Here is a 16,465-nt window from a genome sequence, read left to right as displayed (position 1 = left end):
GACAGGCCGCCTTAATACAGCATCATGCAGTAGCAGGATGTCACATATTTCGTTTATTAACAGACAGTAAGGCAAAATCCGTGACAATTTCCGTTGCAATGTGTAGCACGCAATGTCAAACTTTTAGGCAGGTATGAAGGCCAGTACGAGAATTCCCTATATACAGATGGAATATCGCTATGCCCAAGAAAGCCAAAGAGTTAACGCCGCTGGACGTAAAACGTCTATGCCATCCAGGTGTTGGTCGCAATGTCACCTTCGCAGTCGGCGGAGTTTCTGGTCTCCTTCTGCAGATCACTCCTTCCGGCGCACGCTCTTGGATACTGCGATACACGATCAATTCAAACAGAAGAAACTTGGGGCTTGGGGGGTATCCCGACGTGTCTCTTGGAGCTGCCCGGCAAAGGGCCCGCGAGGCGCGTGAAATGATCTGGCAGGGCATTGATCCTGTTGAGCATCGAAAGTCGGAGGTGGCCGCTGTCAAAGCTGCTCAGATGCGTGGCCTGACTTTCCAAGATGCTATGGAGCAGTTTTTGATCGGAAAACTCCAGGAATTTGACAACACAAAGCATCGCAAACAGTGGCGGGCGACCTTAGACACTTATGCGGTTCCAGTGGTCGGTGAAATGCCCGTGGCAGACATAGACGTTGCAGACGTGCTTCACATTCTAAAGCCAATCTGGCTTAAGAAAACCGAAACCGCGTCGAGGTTGCGCGGGCGTGTCGAGGCCGTCTTGGCATGGGCCGCGGTAGCAGGGCACCGTGACGGCGACAATCCGGCACGATGGAAAGGCAATCTGGATGCGGTTCTGCCAAAACCCGCAAAAGTGCGCAAACTTGTGCATCACCCCGCGCTAGCCCTCACTGACGCCCCTAACTGGTTCGCCGATCTGCAGTCGCGGGTGGGTTTTGCGACAAGGGCTTTGGAATTTATGGCCTTGACCGCTGCTAGGTCCGGCGAAATCCGAGGTGCTACTTGGGAAGAAATCGACTTTGATGCCAGACTTTGGACTATTCCCGCCGAACGGATGAAAGCACGATCCGAACACAGAGTTCCGCTGACAGAGAGTGCCGGTGGCCTGCTGAGCAGCCTAGAGCGCCGCTTAGACAGCCAATTCGTGTTTCCAGCGGTAAGAGGCGGGATGCTATCCGATGCGGCTCTATCGGCCTGCATGAAGCGCATCCACGCAGCGCGGCAGGATGGCTACTTAGATCAGCGCTCGGGTCGCCCCGCCGTCCCTCATGGGCTGCGCAGCACGTTTCGAGATTGGGCGGCTGAACGAACAGAGTACCCCCGAGACATGGCTGAAATTGCATTGGCTCATAGGGTCGGAACGGACGTTGAGCGAGCGTACCGGCGCGGTGACATGTTAGAAAAAAGACGGACCATGATGGCCGAGTGGGGGTGCTTCCTTAGCGAGAAAGCTACGGTCGAGATTGTTCAGATGAGAGATGCGCGATGACAGTCCTAGAGGTTCTTAAGAGACATTTCCCCGACAGGGTATTCGACGAAATCGAGGTTTTACTGATTGAGCAGCACCTCGAAAACGTTCCCAAACAAAAAGTCGCCAACCTTGAGGATCAGCAACGCCACGTCGAAGAGTTGGAGAAGTGCTTGAGCGCGGCCTTCACCCACTTTAGCGCCCTTCACCCAACCGTTGCTGAAGCAGTCGGACTTCAGTTTAAGGCAAATACAGCTAAACGTGCCGAGGCCGGGCTTCTCGGATGGCCGCTTATGAAACCTCTCGATAATGGCGCAGTGCCAACCCCGCTGTCGACGGTCTTCCAAGCCCTGATTTGGAGTCTTACTGGCAACGAAGCCGCAGGGTTGCCAACATGTGGGTCGAAGCAACCGAGCGCAATTGACGCCGGATTTGACCAGATCGATGACTTGCGGCGCCTGACGGGCAAAGCTTCGAGCGAAGAGACGTGGGAAAAGGTCGCGTTTTATCATGGGGCCGTCAGAACTTGGGAAGACCTTAGCGGCGAGAAGCTTTTGCGACACTCAAAGGCCTTCATGCACTTTTTGCAGGACCTAATTTTTGCAATGGATAGATCTTGGGATGCAGATGCCGTGCAGCGGGCTGCGGTGCGGAAGAGGCCAAATGACGATCCCCCATCTACTTAACCAAGTGACTGTTGCGCTATTGCTTGTAATGTATGATTATATCGACCCAACAACCGGTGCGCATTTAAAGAGTACCGCTGGGGGTACTCTTTCACGCTAAGAGGCTGCCAATGAAGCGGTTGACAAAACGCTTGAGAAAAAGCCTGCCTAATCCACTACCGGGCAATCCGGCGGATGGGGCAAGTTCTTGAACAAATCGAGCCGGGGAAAACCGGGCCGAAGAGGAATTTAGGGGGGGCTGCCCCCCTAAATTATCCCGCATGCAAGCGGTGGAACAGGTTGGTCCAGATTCTTGACCTAATCGAACCAGCAAGGGGCGCACATCGAAAAAAGGTGCCCGACCACCTTTCTTCACGCAAAATGGCTGCGGAGCAGGTGGCAACAGAAAGTATGGAGATTTCAAAAAGGCCACCACCGGCCTTTTTGATCGTGAGATTGCTGCCAAAGACGCGGCACAAAAAGCGCGTCTCCATGAGAAGGCTGCAGAAGTTGACACAAACCAGGCAAATTTCCTGAGTTTGTGGAGAGTTTTTCCCTCCGATGTGTGAATATTGGGAAGCACCTTTAACAATGGGTGCTACCAATGCTTGATACGTATCTTTCCGACACCGACCTCGCCAAACGCTACGGCGTTGCCCGCCAGACGGTCTGGCGCTGGCATCGCGAGCGCGCTGACTTCCCACGCGCCATCTCTTTGTCTCCCGGCTGCACACGCTGGAAGCTCTCTCATGTCGCGGCATGGGAAAGCTCAAAGGCGGAGGCTGGCTAATGGATAAGGACAAACAAAACGCCGCCCCCACGGCCATGGGTGACGGCGCTTCTAGCAAAGATAAAGCCGGTAAGCTTCTAGAGGATTATAGCCAAAAACCGACCCGTTCGAAAGTGGTTCTGTTTGCCAAGACGCCCCACAAGCAGGCCATTTTGAAGATTGGCTGTGCGCTGGTTCTTGACGCGCCCTACGCGTGGAACAAAACGAGCGAATGCTTGTCTCTTTGCCTGAGCGAAAAGGAACGCGCCAACCTAGCCTGTTGCGCCCTGAAGACGTTGCCTCGCGATATCATCGAGGAGGTCGCACTAAAAGTGCTTGGCCCCGCCGGAGGCCCTCTGCCAACTTTCATCTCGTTGAGCGACGATGCAAACTTTTGGGCAACCATGGCGACCGTACCCGAACTGGAAGCTTACTTCATTGCCTCGTACAAACACCTGCCACGCTATCGCCAGATCAAGGTTTTGTCCCTGCTGAACAAAGAGGTGGCGTAATGATTGTCATCCCGAATTTCGGTCGCCAGTCTTCCAACACCAAACCCAAGACAAAACTCCGCCTTCCCAGTAATTTCGAATGGTGTGATCCTGCGACCATTCCACCGCGCGACTGGCTGTACGGGCACCACCTGATCCGCAAACAAGTGTCGGTCACCGTGGCCGCTGGCGGTGTTGGCAAGTCTTCCCTCACAAATGTTGAAGGACTGGCAATGGCCTCCGGGCGCAAGCTCTTAGGGGAACGCGTATATGCTCCTCTTCGCGTTTGGATTTACAATTTGGAGGATCCGCGTGACGAGCTTAACCGCCGCATCATCGCAGCAATGCAGCACCACCGCATAAAACCTGACGACATTGCTGAACGCCTGTTTGTAGATAGTGGTCGCGAACGTCCCTTGTGTACCGCAATTCAGACACGCAACGGCGTCGAAATACTGCGCCCGGCTATGGCTGCACTGGCTCAAGAAATCCGTGCCCGCAAAATAGACGTTGTAATCATCGACCCTTTTGTCTCCTCCCATCAAGTCGGAGAAAATGACAACGGGGCCATCGACTTGGTGGCTAAGGAATGGGCTCGTCTGGCTGATGAATGCAATTGCGCCATTGAACTGGTTCATCACAGCCGCAAGACCAACGGTGAAGCAGCTACCAGCGAAAGCGGACGTGGTGCAAGTTCTCTGCTGGCCGCAGCACGTTCTGGCCGCGTGCTCAACAAGATGGGTGACAAGTTAAAAGCAGAGATTGGGTTGAAGGATGATCCCGCCACCTATTTCTCAGTAGACCGTGACAAGGCAAACCTTGCACCGGCTGGAAAGCGCGTATGGATCAAGATGGCAACGGTTCGCTTGGCAAACGGTGATAGCGTGGGCGTAGCCGAACCTTGGTCAAAGCCGGGTACTTTTGATGGCTTCACCGGCAAAGATCTGCTGCAGGTTCAACAGGCCATTGAAGGTAAACAGCTCCGCTTTTCCGAGCAAGCAAACGAAGATTGGGCTGGTGTCAAAATCGCTGACGTTTTGAGCCTGGATCCCATAACTGACAAAAAGCGCATCCAAAAAATGATCACCGCCTGGATCCAAACCGGCGCGTTGAAAAAGGGGAAGAAGGTAGGTCCGAACCGCAAGGATGTCGTGACGCTGGAAGTTGGCGAATGGGCCAGCATTTAACCTGCGCCACCACCCAAAAAAGCGGGGTGGCGCAGGGTGGCGCAGTGGCGCAAAAGTACACCTCCAACAGCAGCGCTACCCTATAGCCCCCTTTAGGGGGGCTTAGGGGTGGCGCGCTGGGGGCACTCAAAGCAAACTTGAGTTTCTAATGGAATGCGTAGCGCACCTATCGCACCTAATACCTCAAAATAATCGCCATGTTCCAAACTGTTACAGACTATGACTTTGGAGCTTTGCAACAAAAATGCTAGTGTGAGTACAGAAGGTTGCATGCCGTACACTGCTTCCTTCTCCTGTTTCCTGAGCACGCGCGACGCTGCAGACGGAAGCAAGGCCCGGCTTAAGGTCGAGGCGAAGCGCACGCGAGACGCTGCGTCCAAAACCACCAAAATCTTGGAAGCCTTTCGGCAACGATGGAGCGTGCGAAATGACTGTGCATTATAACCTTAAAAAGCAACGCGGCATTCAAATGGTGCAAGCATCACCCGGCAGCAAGACCCCAGCCGCAATTTTATCTGAAATGCAGACTGCATTTGAGGACTTCAAATCCAAACGCAATGAAGAAATCAGCGATTTGCATGAAGCCATCACTCACACCAATTCCCAAATTGCGGCTCTGCAAGTTGGCGGCGTAGTGCCTGTCAAACCGGACACACAGGAGGTTGGCACCGCACTTCGCTCCTTCATTCAGAATGGGGACGGCGCGCCTCTGTCTGAGCTGGCACGTCGCGTGCAAGCGGGCTTGTCCACTGACAGTGATCCAGGCGGCGGCTACACGGTCATTCCGCAGCTTGGCGAAAACATGAACCAGCGCGTCCATGAGATTTCCCCGATGCGGCAGCTTGCGCGTATCGTGACTGTTTCCTCTGATGCCTACGAAGAACTGAACGATCTGGACGAGGCAAGTGGCGGTTGGGTTGGTGAACGCGAGGCTCGCCCTGACACTGACAATCCAAATCTGGGCAAACTGATCGTTCAGATTCACGAAATCTATGCGATGCCAAAACTTACGCAAAAACTACTGGATGACAGCGTGATCGACCTTGGCGGTTGGATCACCGAGAAGTGCGCCGGGCTTTTTGCACGCCAAGAAGGAAGCGCCTTCATCTCAGGCGACGGCGTTCTCAAGCCACGCGGCCTATTGACCTACCCCACCACTGATGAGGAGGACGGCACCCGCGACTGGGGAACCCTGCAGCATATCAACACCGGCTCCTCTGGCAGCTTTGGCTCAACATCTGATGGTGTGGACACGCTAATCGACGCCACCTATGCGATCAAAAGCCCGTATCGTCAAAATGCCTCGTGGCTGCTGAACCGTAAGACCGCTGCTGTGGTGCGCAAAATGAAGGACGCTGATGGCAACCTAATCTGGTCCCAAGGGCTCGCTGCTGGACAGCCTGACCGCCTTCTGGGGTTCCCTGTGGTGCTTGATGAGGAAATGCCAGACATAGCCGCTAACTCACTCAGCATTGCGTTTGGTGACTTCGAGAAGGGCTACCTCATCGCGGACCGCCACGGGTTACGCCTCTTGCGCGATCAGTACACCGACAAACCCAATGTACGCTTCTACACCTACAAACGCGTGGGTGGCGGCGTGGCAAACTTCGAGGCCATCAAATTCGTGCGCTTTAGCACGTAAACTACCGAGATAGTGACGGGTCGCACTTGCGTGTTTCACCGGCCCGCTACTAGCCCGAGCATGAAGATGTGACGGGCACTGGGGAGGGCCGATTACAGCGTCGCGGTCCTCCCTTTTGCATAAGCGGGGGGGGTAGCGAAATGTCTGGCCCTGTAACCACGTTCACCGGTAGGGGAGGTTTCCCTTGCCAAACCCAATTCAGGATTTTCAGACATGCCACGACGCCGCACTCCCCTCGCCAAGGCGCATCTTACCGGCGCGGCGGCAAAGCACCCAGAGCGCTACAACAAGCGCGCAGAGCCCGCCACATGCGGCCCCATAGGTGATTCCCCACGCTGGCTCACGGAACAGGAGCGCCAGATGTGGCAGGCTTTCGCATGGGAAATGCCATGGCTTGCGGCCTCTGACCGGGCCGCGCTGGGCTCAGCCTGTGTCCTGCGTGCAAGAATGGAGGCACGCGAAACCGCTACCGCTGCAGAATTCAGGGAATTCAGGATGGTATTGACAACGCTGGGAGGCACACCGACTAGCCGGAGCAGCGTCGCAGAGACCCTAAGCGATCTGGCGGGAGATGAAGGCGAGACGGACTTAGCGCAGAAATATTTCACTTAACACGAGACTATCAAAGCGTCTTTTGATCAATGAGCAGGCGACTAGTCAATTATGGTCATATGGCAACTTTAAACCCATGGCGGAACATTGCTTCCGCCCCATTATCTTTCTTGCGATACGAATGATGCTAGATGAAGAAATCCACTTGCAAGAGAGAACGAAGACCGAAGCAGAACTGAAGAAGAAAATTACGGAAACGCGATCTAAGCTTGGCTAAGACGCCGAACAACTTTTCACAGAGGTTTCGGCACTAGGCAAGCCAATGTAGAACAGCATAGTTGAATTGTTCAATGGCGAAATGCGGGATGAATGCCTAAACGAACACCTGTTCAACAGACTGCACTATACCCATAATCGGATTGCGACATAGAGTGAAGATTTCGACCACAACTGCCCAGATTCATGCCTCTCCGGCATGATGACTTGGGAGTATGCAATTCGGTTGAGGGAAGACAATCTGAACAGAGATAGCTAAACTGAACAGAGCTAACTAAAAACGGGGCCTCAAAGGGGGTAGGTGAACATGTATGGCAAGAAGGTTCTGTTTAACTTGGCTTACATGCCATTGGAGCGGCAGGATAAGCCTAATCGACAAAATAGCAGCCTGGATGTCACCGATTGTGTAAATAGGAGACTTTTGTAAACGTTAGTTTCGGACAACAACAGGTTACAAATCATCGAATCCGATAGACCTGATATCCCGGCAGACCCACACTTTTTCCATCAAATGCGACCTCCTTGGCGCGTTCAAGCCATCCCACATGAACCAACTCATACAAGCAGCGGCCTATACGAAATTCGCTTTGTTTACAGGTCTCTTCAATCTTAACTGCTCGGTTGAGAGCATCGCTTGCAATGTCGAGGGATGAATAGCCTGTCGTAGGAATAGAGATTTTCTGAACAAAGGCTTCACCATAATCTGCACCGATCCTAACCTCGAGTGTCGGCAATCCAGCTTTGAGAAGTGCTGGGTTAATGGATACGTGAAGTAATTCGAGAATGCATAACCCCATATCAACGATTGCATCGCAGAGGTTTGTAAACGAAGGATGATCAATGTAAGCGATGAACCCATCTCCCTTAGTTTTAAGGATTGCCCCATTGAACTGCCCAACTACTGTTCCCAGTTCCCTAAGAAAGACTTCGTAGGCTAGATCAAACGATTTTTTTTCTTTCTTGCGAAGAGCCGTTGCTCCACAAATATCTACCGATAAAAAACCGAGCTGTCTCTCACGTCCGTCCGAAGGCATCTCGTAATGAGCAACCGCTTTTTCTTCCGGTGGGAAGTATCGCCCGTCCGAGAACTCATTATTTAAAGCGGTTAGACGTTTGTCAGCATAAGTTTCTATTGAGCCTATTGAAGAGGATAAAGCGTAACTCGGAAGGTTGGGGCGAAAAGCATCGACCATTGTACCTAAGTCGAACATCAGCTTGAGGTATTTGTCCAGATACAGTATTTCCCCGCCTTTTTCGATTGTGTCGTAACGACGTGGGTCTGGCTGCATACTAATTTCTGCGACACCCGTACCCTCGTCAAAATTGAGGACTTCGGTTTTGAAATCGAAACGCAATGGCCTACGATCAAGATCTTTTTGCGCACTAAATTCCATTCTGTATAACTATCTGCCTGAGGCTGTCATAAACTGATATTCATCAATTACTTCATTAACAACAATGAGAGCATTTAAAAATGAGATAGATAGAGCTGACTGAACACATGCGCAGCGCCTGCTTTTCTTTATACTTGGAAAATATCCTTGTGGAATTCTTAGAAATGGCATTTTTCTCAAGGTTTTTTCCAGTGGTTTGACTTGTAAACTGTTTCCGTTTCCCCGGCGAAACTAAATGTCGAAGCGGTCCAGAGGCTTTTTCCCTCATTATCGTACTTTGCATGATCAAGCAGCTTGTTGTGAACCCTACTCGAAATGAAAGTGTGATTTGGAGTTTCTCTTATATCAGACAACTTAGCTGAAAAGCTGGCCGCTTTCCCGATCCAGATAAGATCGTTATTGTCTCGAATGCCCGAACGAACCGCGCGAACTTCACCCTCATCGATTCCAGAGCAGTTCCGAATTTCTATATCATTGTCCCGGATCGATTTGAATTTTTTTGAGGCAGTTGGCTGAATGATCTTTCGAACAGCCCAGTGGATTTCACGTCCGCACATCGATGCATTTGAGTTTTTCTGGCCGCCCATGAACACTCCCATGACCCGGTCTCCGTCAAAACTTCTTATAGCACCGCCGTGCTTGATAATTAATCTAGTCGCGCAATCAAGAAATGCGCGAATGATCTTCGCGGTTGTTCCCCATGGACAAGTTTTTGAAAGCAATGCCGAGCCAGCCAGATCCGAGTACAAGAATGTTGCTTCAATTTTAACGGCCCCATCTTTCAGAGTTACATCCGTCGAATTGGGGACAACACGCCCATCTCTCGGCTGGAATTTCGTGTCGAAAAGTGTTCCCACACGTTCTTTTAAAAATTCTTCGTTAGTCGCCATATAACTAATTTCTTTCCCTTTTTTCCATGTACGCGCAAATTAAGAGTACAACCAAAAACGACGCGGCTTTTACTAGGGACGTTTTCCAATCATCCGCCCCTCCGCTGGGTGTTACAGTGACTTGGAGGCTCCCAAATCCTTGTTCAGCTTTAAATGAAAGAAACCTGTCAAACGTGGACGTTCCGATCAGGGCCAAAAGAACCAGGCCGAAGCTTCTACGCCAAAAGAAGGCAGGGTTGTGCAACAGAGTAAACAAAAATACCAAGATGCCAGAGCCTACTGACAATAGCAATCGTGCCTCAAACGTCCACGAATAAATGGGCAAAAAGAGCCAGCAAACGATGGCAACTGCAAATCCTATTCCAGCCGAAACTGCGTACCAGAGTATAGAGTTACTTTCTTTTGCTACTGTTGTTGCAACGAGGCTTTCACGATGTCGCGCTGACATTTCATGCTGCATAAGGTCTTTAAAGCGTTGATTGGTGGACCATTCCTGATTAAAGGCATTTCCGGGCACCTTCAGGGCTGCCATTTCAGAGCTTCGGACGACAACTGTCGCAGACCTCTTGTTGCCAAGGTCGATAGCCGCCATTTCACCAACTTGATTAGGAGCTTCACGGATGGATCTTTTTCTAGACCCAATCACAATATCGACCCCTCCAGAAAGCAGAAAGTAAACGTCGTTGTCGAGATAATCTTGTCGGATGATTTCGTCACCTTTCCGAAAGAATACTAGCTGCCCTTCAGAAAAAAAGCGTTCAGCAACCCCATGATCCCCATTTATTGCTGGGTTCTTTTCCAGGGTTTTCTTAGCGCGTTTGATTCCGTCTTGCCCTGAAAACATTTGAGGAAGAGTTACCTTTCCACCGAATCCGACACGTCGAAGAAGTTTGTGCATCAAATACATTATTCCACCTAATTTTTTAGAAGCACTGCCCTTAGCCCCTCTGTACGGAGCTATATTCATCCAACTTCCCAACAGATCAGACTACAGTCAAAACTCACTTTCCCTAGTGTTGCTGCACACACCATATAGTTGAACCTGCTGCGTTTAGTAAATACCCGTACAACGCCAAATGTCCTTGTGTGTGAAAGGCTTGGCTTTCAGCCGGACTGGCTTTGCCCGTTTCTCGAACGACTGGTCGGCCTACACATAGGCCTGCCAGTCTGAGTCTATTCGCCATTAGAACCGTGAGACGGAGTACAGGACAGATCTGATCTGATCTGAAACTGCGCACGAAGTCGGGCTGTTGTCCTATTGTTGCCGGGGGCAAGTTGGGATGTCAGGGATCGCCTGCTCTTCGAACCCCTGACCATGTACATTAGTCACTTTGGCTGGAACCGGCCCTTAATCACTTAATAGACGAAGAACTGTTGAGGGCTGGAAGCACAAGCTGAACTGGTCCGAGTGAAGGCATGGGAATTCCGCGTAGCTGACCTCTAAAGTATAACAACCGAACTGTTGGTCTATGTCGAACAACGCTTTTTTTCTGACGAAGAACTGTGTTGGTAGTGCCCATAAAGTGTCAGAAACTAGCGTCAAAAATGACCTACTTCCCTCAGCAGCAATCTACTGGGTGATCTGGAAGCCAATGAACTCAGAAGCGGAATCAACCTCCTCAGTGCTGACATGGGTGACACCTGCGGCAGGTGGGCCTTGGTTCAAGGCATGCACCATTGCTGCTACTTCGATAGCCGGTCCAACAAGCAAAGCAAGGACGGCCCCGTCAGGCTCGTTACGGACCCAGCCTGAAAGACCATGTTGTTGCGCCTTTGACTGCGTCCATGCGCGGAAAGCCACACGTTGAACACGTCCTGTGATCCGAGCTTTGATAGCAATATCAGACATCCGAGAAAATCCTCTCTGTCATGGAGAAAACACTGTAGTACGCGTTTTGGCCCAGAACAGCCCCCTCTTTGCCGCTAAAAAGGTTGGGCATGAGCTGACTCGAAATTCAGCCTTAGTTTTAGGCGGGCTGTTTGGCAGGTAGGTAAGCGAACGGTATAATTTCCGTTTATTTTCAATTAATTGTCGGTGTGATGGCGGAGAGACAGGGATTCGAACCCTGGGAACCCGTGAAGGCTCAACGGTTTTCGAGACCGCCCCGTTCGACCACTCCGGCACCTCTCCGCGGGGGTCTGGTGAGGCAGCGTTTAAGGGGGTTGGCAGGAGGGTGCAAGAGGCTTTTCACAGTTAAGTCAAGAAAGTCCATTTTTCATTGTTTTGACCTTCAATCAGCTTAAGTGTTTAAGCATGAAAAATTTTACAACTCACACCGCCAGCCTTGTGCTCAGACTGTTAACCCTTGTTCTTATGGTTTTTTTAAGCACGGCGCAGACGCGGGCCGCAGATCGTGAACAGATTGAAGAGTTCCTGAAAGTCACAGGTTTTGATGTGGCATTGGACAGCATTGCACTGTCGGCGGGGAGTGCTCCTGACATGCTGGGGGTGGAGCCAGGCGAATTTGGTGAAGCCTGGGTTCGTTTATCGCAACAAGTATTTGATACTGAGGTGATGCATGAACTGGCGTTAGAGATCCTAGAGGAAACGCTCGAGGAAAAAGCCCTAAGTCATGTTGCTGGGTTCTATGCCAGCGAGCTTGGCCAGCGTTTGGTTTCTGCCGAAAATGCCGCTCATATGGTTGAGGAAGATGACGTCATACAACAAGCTGGACGGCGCATAATTTCAAATCTTGTTCGTGATGGTTCGGAACGGTTGTCAATTTTAAAGCGGATGGGAAGTGCTGTTGACGCAGCCGATACAGGTGTCAGAGCCGTGCAGCAAATTCAGCTGCGGTTTTTGATGGCCGCAAGTACTGCTGGTGTCATTGAACTTCAACTGGACACTGAGGGGCTGGAAGCGCTTTTGAAAGAGCAAGAGGGCGATATGCGCCTTGCCATGCAAGCCTCGGCGTTGGCTGGGTCGGCCTACACGTACCAGATGTTTTCAGATCGAGAACTTTCAGAGTATGTTGACGCACTTGAACAGCCGTTAATGCAGACCGTTTATGAGCTGTTGAATGCGGTACAGTATGAAATTACTGCGAACCGATTTGAGCTTTTGGCATCCAGGCTATCTGAGCTTGCGATAGGTCAGGATATTTAACAATAACTGTTGCCGAAATTGGATTGCGTATGGGCTTGACAGAGCATGTCGACTGACGCATAAGCCCGCATCCCGGCTCGGAATCTCTGTGCCGGGTTCATTACGTAATCCGTCCCTAAAGGGACGCGCAGTTCGAGGTGGCTTAGGCCGAAACGCCCGATAAGGGGACCACAGAACGCGGTTGAAAAAGGAAAGACGCATGTTTGCGGTCCTCAAGACTGGCGGCAAGCAGTACAAAGTTCAAGCGGGCGATATCCTCCGCGTTGAAAAATTGGCTGCAGATGCTGGCGAAACAATTCAGTTCAACGACATCCTGATGCTGGGCGGCGACGCTCCGGTTGTGGGTGCTCCCTTTGTTGAAGACGCTGCTGTTCAGGCAGAAGTTGTCGATCAAATCAAAGGCGAAAAGCTGATCCATTTCGTCAAGCGCCGTCGTAAGCACTCTTCGAAGCGTACCAAAGGTCACCGTCAAAAGCTGACCCTCGTCAAGATCACTGAGATCCTGGCTTCGGGCGCTGACAAATCTGGTGTTAAAGTTGCTACCGGTAAGGGCGATGCGCCTGCTGCTGCCAAAGCTGCTCCGGCTGCTAAAGCAAAAGCACCTGCTGCTGCCGCTGCTGGTTCAGACGATCTGACACAGTTGACTGGTGTAGGCCCTGCCGCCGCCAAGAAACTGGAAGCAGCTGGTCTGACTAGCTTTGCTCAGGTTGCTGCATTGTCAGCAGATGATATTGCTGCTATCGATGCAATCAAAGTGAAGCCCGAATGGGTTGAGCAAGCCAAAGATTTGGCTAAAGGCTAAGGAGAGACAGAATGGCACATAAAAAAGCTGGTGGTTCCTCCCGTAACGGCCGCGACTCTGCTGGTCGCCGCCTTGGCGTGAAACTGTACGGTGGCCAATCGGCCATCTCGGGTAACATCATCGTTCGTCAGCGCGGCACCAAGTTTTGGCCGGGCGAAGGCGTAGGCATGGGCAAAGATCACACAATCTTTGCTACATCCGAAGGCGCTGTTACCTTCCACAAGGGCCTGAAAGGCCGCACCTTTATTTCGGTTCTGCCAGTGGCGGAGGCCGCTGAATAAACCGAACCCACAAGGTTAACAAAAATTTGGGGGATCGGTGATAAGCCGGTCCCTCTTTCTGTTGTCGCATAAGGCTTGATTAAACGTATCTCTCGCCTGACGCGTTTGGACGCTGTTGTCCGTTGAACTAGTACCGATTGAACGAGGAATATCTGAATGAGCCTGGATCAAATAATTACACAACCGGTCATTGAAGCTGAGCGTTTTGTGCTGCGTCCGCTGAAAGCGTCGGATGTTGGGCTGATTTCACATTATACTTCTGAAAAGCGCGTTGCGCGGATGACAAGCTCCATTCCGCATCCACTGCCACCCGGGGCGACCGAGGCCTATGTTAAACGTGCTCTTGCAGACGAGCGCGACGAAGACATTTGGGCCATCGATGGAACCCGTGACGGCGGTGCTGAATTAAAAGGTGTGATCGGGCTAAAGCGAATGGACCGAAATCAATCAGAAGCTGGGTTCTGGATCGCCCCAGCGTTTTGGAATGCTGGTTTTGCATCCGAGGCCTTGAAGGCTCTTGTTGATGCCAACCCACTTGGCAATGCTACGATGTTCGCATCTGTTTTTCAGGACAATCCTGCGTCAGCGCGGGTTTTGATCCATTGCGGCTTTGAATACCTTGGTGACGCCGAGACTTATTCGGTTTCTCGTGATGCCAACGTACCAACATGGACTTATAGTCGAAAACTGTGATTGGCGCGCCGTTGATGATGCGTTAAGGCAAGCGGTAAACAGGGCAGGGGCGAGGTACGCTCCTGTCAGATTACCTTGATACAATTACGCCTGAGCCCTTGTTAGGCTTGCGCGAGAAGGAGCAGTCATGAAATTCCTCGATCTGGCAAAGGTCTACATCCGGTCCGGCGGCGGCGGCAATGGCTGCATCAGTTTCCGGCGCGAGAAGTACATGGAATATGGCGGCCCGGATGGTGGCGATGGCGGCAAGGGTGGTTCGGTCTGGATTGAAGTTGTCGATGGACTAAACACACTGATCGATTTCCGTTTCCAGCAACACTTTTTTGCAAAAAATGGTCAAGGTGGAATGGGCCGCCAACGTACTGGTAAAGATGGCGAAAGCATCGTTTTACGTGTACCTGTTGGCACTGAGATTTTGGATGAAGATCAGGAAACAGTCATTGCGGACCTGACCGAGGTTGGTCAACGGATTGAACTTGCCAAAGGTGGTAACGGTGGTTTTGGTAACCTGCATTTTAAGAGTGCGACCAATCAGGCGCCTCGGCGATCCAATCCGGGGCAAGAAGGCGTTGAGCGGACCATTTGGCTGCGTCTAAAGCTGATTGCTGATGCTGGTCTACTCGGGCTTCCCAATGCCGGAAAATCAACATTTCTGGCGGCAAGTTCTAACGCTCGGCCAAAAATTGCGGACTACCCGTTCACCACACTCCACCCCAACCTTGGGGTTGTAGGCGTTGATAACGCTGAATTTGTTATTGCTGACATTCCTGGCCTGATTGCCGGCGCGCACGAAGGCCGCGGCATTGGCGACCGTTTTCTAGGCCATGTAGAGCGTTGCTCGGTTTTGCTGCATCTGGTGGATGGTACATCTGAAACCATTGCCGAAGATTACCACACGATTGTCGGTGAGTTGGAAGCCTATGGTGGTGAGCTTGCCACTAAAGCCCGAATTACGGCCTTGAACAAGATTGACGCATTGGACGATGAGGAGCGTGCTGCCGCACTGGAGGAACTTGAGGCAGCCGTTGGGGGACCAGTTTTCTTGATGTCAGGGGTGAGCAAAGAAGGCCTGCCCGAGGTTCTGCGGGCGGTGCGCGCAGAGATCGATGAGGATCGCATTCGTCAACGGCCTGCTGAGGAGGCAGCGTCTTGGCAACCGTAAGCGCTGCCAAGCGTGTAGTTGTCAAAATTGGCTCTGCCTTATTGGTAGATCGAGAAACTGGCGAACTCCGTACTGACTGGCTTCACTCTCTCGCCCAAGATGTAGCCTGGCTCAAAGAGCTGGGAAAAGATGTTGTACTGGTTTCCTCGGGCTCAATCGCGCTTGGGCGCGAGGTGTTGTCACTTTCCAGGGCCGAGCTTCCGCTTGAGCAATCTCAGGCCGCTGCTGCAGTTGGACAAATCCGTTTGGCACGTGCCTATGAACAGGCGCTGGACCCTTATGACATCAAAACTGCGCAGGTTTTGGTCACATTGGAAGACAGCGAAAATCGACGCCGTTATCTAAATTCCCGTGCAACGCTTGAAACCCTGCTTGGCATGGGCGTGGTTCCGATCGTCAATGAAAACGATACCATCGCTACGGATGAAATTCGGTACGGCGACAACGATCGGCTGGCCTCGCAGGTTGCGGTTACCGTTGGCGCAGATTGCCTGGTTTTGCTGTCAGATGTTGACGGGTTCTATAACGCCAACCCTGCGCTCGACCCAAATGCCGTTCGGTATGAGACCATTAGTGAAATCACCCCCGAGATCGAAGCTATGGCCGGCGACGGCGTGTCCGGTCTCTCTAAAGGTGGAATGATCACCAAGCTTCTGGCTGCCAAGGTCGCAACCGCGGCTGGTTGTGCGATGGCAATCACTGAAGGTTCCACTATGAACCCTTTGAAAAGCCTTGAAAACGGGTCATCCTGCACCTGGTTTACGGCACAAACTGATCCTCAGGCGGCACGTAAACGATGGATTGCCGCAATGAAGTCGCGTGGGGAGGTTGTTGTTGATGTCGGCGCCGCAAAGGCCCTTCGGTCTGGAAAAAGCTTGCTGCCGGCCGGTGTCACACATGTGGAGGGCAATTTTGGCCGCGGTGACCCGCTGGCCATTGTTAGCCCGGATGGCCACAAATTGGGGCAGGGGCTTAGCCGCTATACGGCGGCGGAAGCACGTGCAATTTTGGGACGTCAATCGCATGAAATTGAGGCAACGCTGGGATACCCTGGTCGCGCAGCTCTAATTCATCGCGACGATATGGCGCTCTGATCCTTTTTCTTGCTAATAA

16 protein-coding genes and 1 tRNA gene are annotated in these 16,465 nt (G+C 51.9%); 12 read left to right on the top strand and 5 right to left on the bottom strand.

The genetic code is table 11. From position 1 onward, the window contains the following. Positions 1 to 179: 179 nt before the first annotated feature. The 6 genes from AC2T28_RS07080 to AC2T28_RS07055 all read left to right on the top strand — a co-directional run bounded on the left by AC2T28_RS07080 (position 180) and on the right by AC2T28_RS07055 (position 6,196). Positions 180 to 1,463, top strand: a complete 1,284-nt coding sequence (locus AC2T28_RS07080) for a tyrosine-type recombinase/integrase (RefSeq protein ID WP_486748272.1) — start codon at positions 180 to 182, stop codon at positions 1,461 to 1,463. Beyond that, positions 1,460 to 2,128, top strand: a complete 669-nt coding sequence (locus AC2T28_RS07075) for a hypothetical protein (protein ID WP_486748271.1) — start codon at positions 1,460 to 1,462, stop codon at positions 2,126 to 2,128. The genes AC2T28_RS07080 and AC2T28_RS07075 overlap by 4 nt, the downstream gene beginning before the upstream one ends. 583 nt (positions 2,129 to 2,711) lie before the next feature. Next, positions 2,712 to 2,897 (top strand): helix-turn-helix transcriptional regulator, encoded by a 186-nt coding sequence (locus AC2T28_RS07070; RefSeq protein ID WP_486748270.1) that lies wholly within the window; start codon positions 2,712 to 2,714, stop codon positions 2,895 to 2,897. Beyond that, on the top strand, positions 2,897 to 3,388 hold the full coding sequence (locus tag AC2T28_RS07065) for a hypothetical protein (protein WP_486748269.1): 492 nt from the start codon (positions 2,897 to 2,899) through the stop codon (positions 3,386 to 3,388). Before AC2T28_RS07070 ends, AC2T28_RS07065 begins: the two co-directional genes overlap by 1 nt. Further along, positions 3,388 to 4,554, top strand: a complete 1,167-nt coding sequence (locus tag AC2T28_RS07060) for an AAA family ATPase (RefSeq protein WP_486748268.1) — start codon at positions 3,388 to 3,390, stop codon at positions 4,552 to 4,554. Before AC2T28_RS07065 ends, AC2T28_RS07060 begins: the two co-directional genes overlap by 1 nt. Before the next feature lie 427 nt (positions 4,555 to 4,981). Then, positions 4,982 to 6,196: a phage major capsid protein gene (locus tag AC2T28_RS07055; protein WP_486748267.1), complete on the top strand. Its 1,215-nt coding sequence runs from the start codon at positions 4,982 to 4,984 to the stop codon at positions 6,194 to 6,196. Positions 6,197 to 7,482: 1,286 nt separating this feature from the next. Here the strand turns inward: AC2T28_RS07055 and AC2T28_RS07050 are convergent. From AC2T28_RS07050 to AC2T28_RS07030, 5 genes are all read right to left on the bottom strand, one after another. Continuing rightward, complete coding sequence (locus AC2T28_RS07050; RefSeq protein WP_486748266.1) at positions 7,483 to 8,418, bottom strand: adenylate/guanylate cyclase domain-containing protein; 936 nt, start codon at positions 8,416 to 8,418, stop codon at positions 7,483 to 7,485. A gap of 176 nt (positions 8,419 to 8,594) precedes the next feature. Next, positions 8,595 to 9,308 (bottom strand): adenylate/guanylate cyclase domain-containing protein, encoded by a 714-nt coding sequence (locus AC2T28_RS07045; protein WP_486748265.1) that lies wholly within the window; start codon positions 9,306 to 9,308, stop codon positions 8,595 to 8,597. A 4-nt stretch (positions 9,309 to 9,312) separates the two neighbouring features. Then, positions 9,313 to 10,206 (bottom strand): cyclic nucleotide-binding domain-containing protein, encoded by an 894-nt coding sequence (locus AC2T28_RS07040; RefSeq protein WP_486748264.1) that lies wholly within the window; start codon positions 10,204 to 10,206, stop codon positions 9,313 to 9,315. Positions 10,207 to 10,878: 672 nt separating this feature from the next. Further along, entirely contained in the window at positions 10,879 to 11,157 is a 279-nt protein-coding gene (locus AC2T28_RS07035) for an acylphosphatase (RefSeq protein ID WP_486748263.1), read from the bottom strand. Between the two features lie 192 nt (positions 11,158 to 11,349). Continuing rightward, positions 11,350 to 11,439, bottom strand: a tRNA-Ser gene (locus tag AC2T28_RS07030). 123 nt (positions 11,440 to 11,562) lie between these two features. On the opposite strand from AC2T28_RS07030, the gene AC2T28_RS07025 reads away from it, so the two are divergent. The 6 genes from AC2T28_RS07025 to proB all read left to right on the top strand — a co-directional run bounded on the left by AC2T28_RS07025 (position 11,563) and on the right by proB (position 16,446). Beyond that, positions 11,563 to 12,414: a DUF2059 domain-containing protein gene (locus AC2T28_RS07025; protein ID WP_486748262.1), complete on the top strand. Its 852-nt coding sequence runs from the start codon at positions 11,563 to 11,565 to the stop codon at positions 12,412 to 12,414. Positions 12,415 to 12,613: 199 nt separating this feature from the next. After that, entirely contained in the window at positions 12,614 to 13,216 is a 603-nt protein-coding gene (locus tag AC2T28_RS07020) for a 50S ribosomal protein L21 (protein WP_486748261.1), read from the top strand. A gap of 11 nt (positions 13,217 to 13,227) precedes the next feature. Then, the gene (gene rpmA, locus AC2T28_RS07015) at positions 13,228 to 13,497 is read left to right on the top strand and encodes a 50S ribosomal protein L27 (protein ID WP_486748260.1); all 270 of its coding nucleotides are present in this window, start codon (positions 13,228 to 13,230) and stop codon (positions 13,495 to 13,497) included. 156 nt (positions 13,498 to 13,653) lie between these two features. Next, complete coding sequence (locus AC2T28_RS07010; RefSeq protein ID WP_486748259.1) at positions 13,654 to 14,190, top strand: GNAT family N-acetyltransferase; 537 nt, start codon at positions 13,654 to 13,656, stop codon at positions 14,188 to 14,190. 127 nt (positions 14,191 to 14,317) lie between these two features. Further along, positions 14,318 to 15,352 (top strand): GTPase ObgE, encoded by a 1,035-nt coding sequence (gene obgE, locus AC2T28_RS07005; RefSeq protein WP_486748258.1) that lies wholly within the window; start codon positions 14,318 to 14,320, stop codon positions 15,350 to 15,352. Further along, the gene (gene proB / locus AC2T28_RS07000; RefSeq protein WP_486748257.1) at positions 15,340 to 16,446 is read left to right on the top strand and encodes a glutamate 5-kinase; all 1,107 of its coding nucleotides are present in this window, start codon (positions 15,340 to 15,342) and stop codon (positions 16,444 to 16,446) included. Before obgE ends, proB begins: the two co-directional genes overlap by 13 nt. Positions 16,447 to 16,465 lie beyond the last annotated feature (19 nt).

This window comes from Parasedimentitalea nitratireducens, assembly GCF_057444295.1.
The sequence above is the reverse complement of the archived record's forward strand: the minus strand, read 5'-3'. Positions and strand labels throughout refer to the sequence as shown.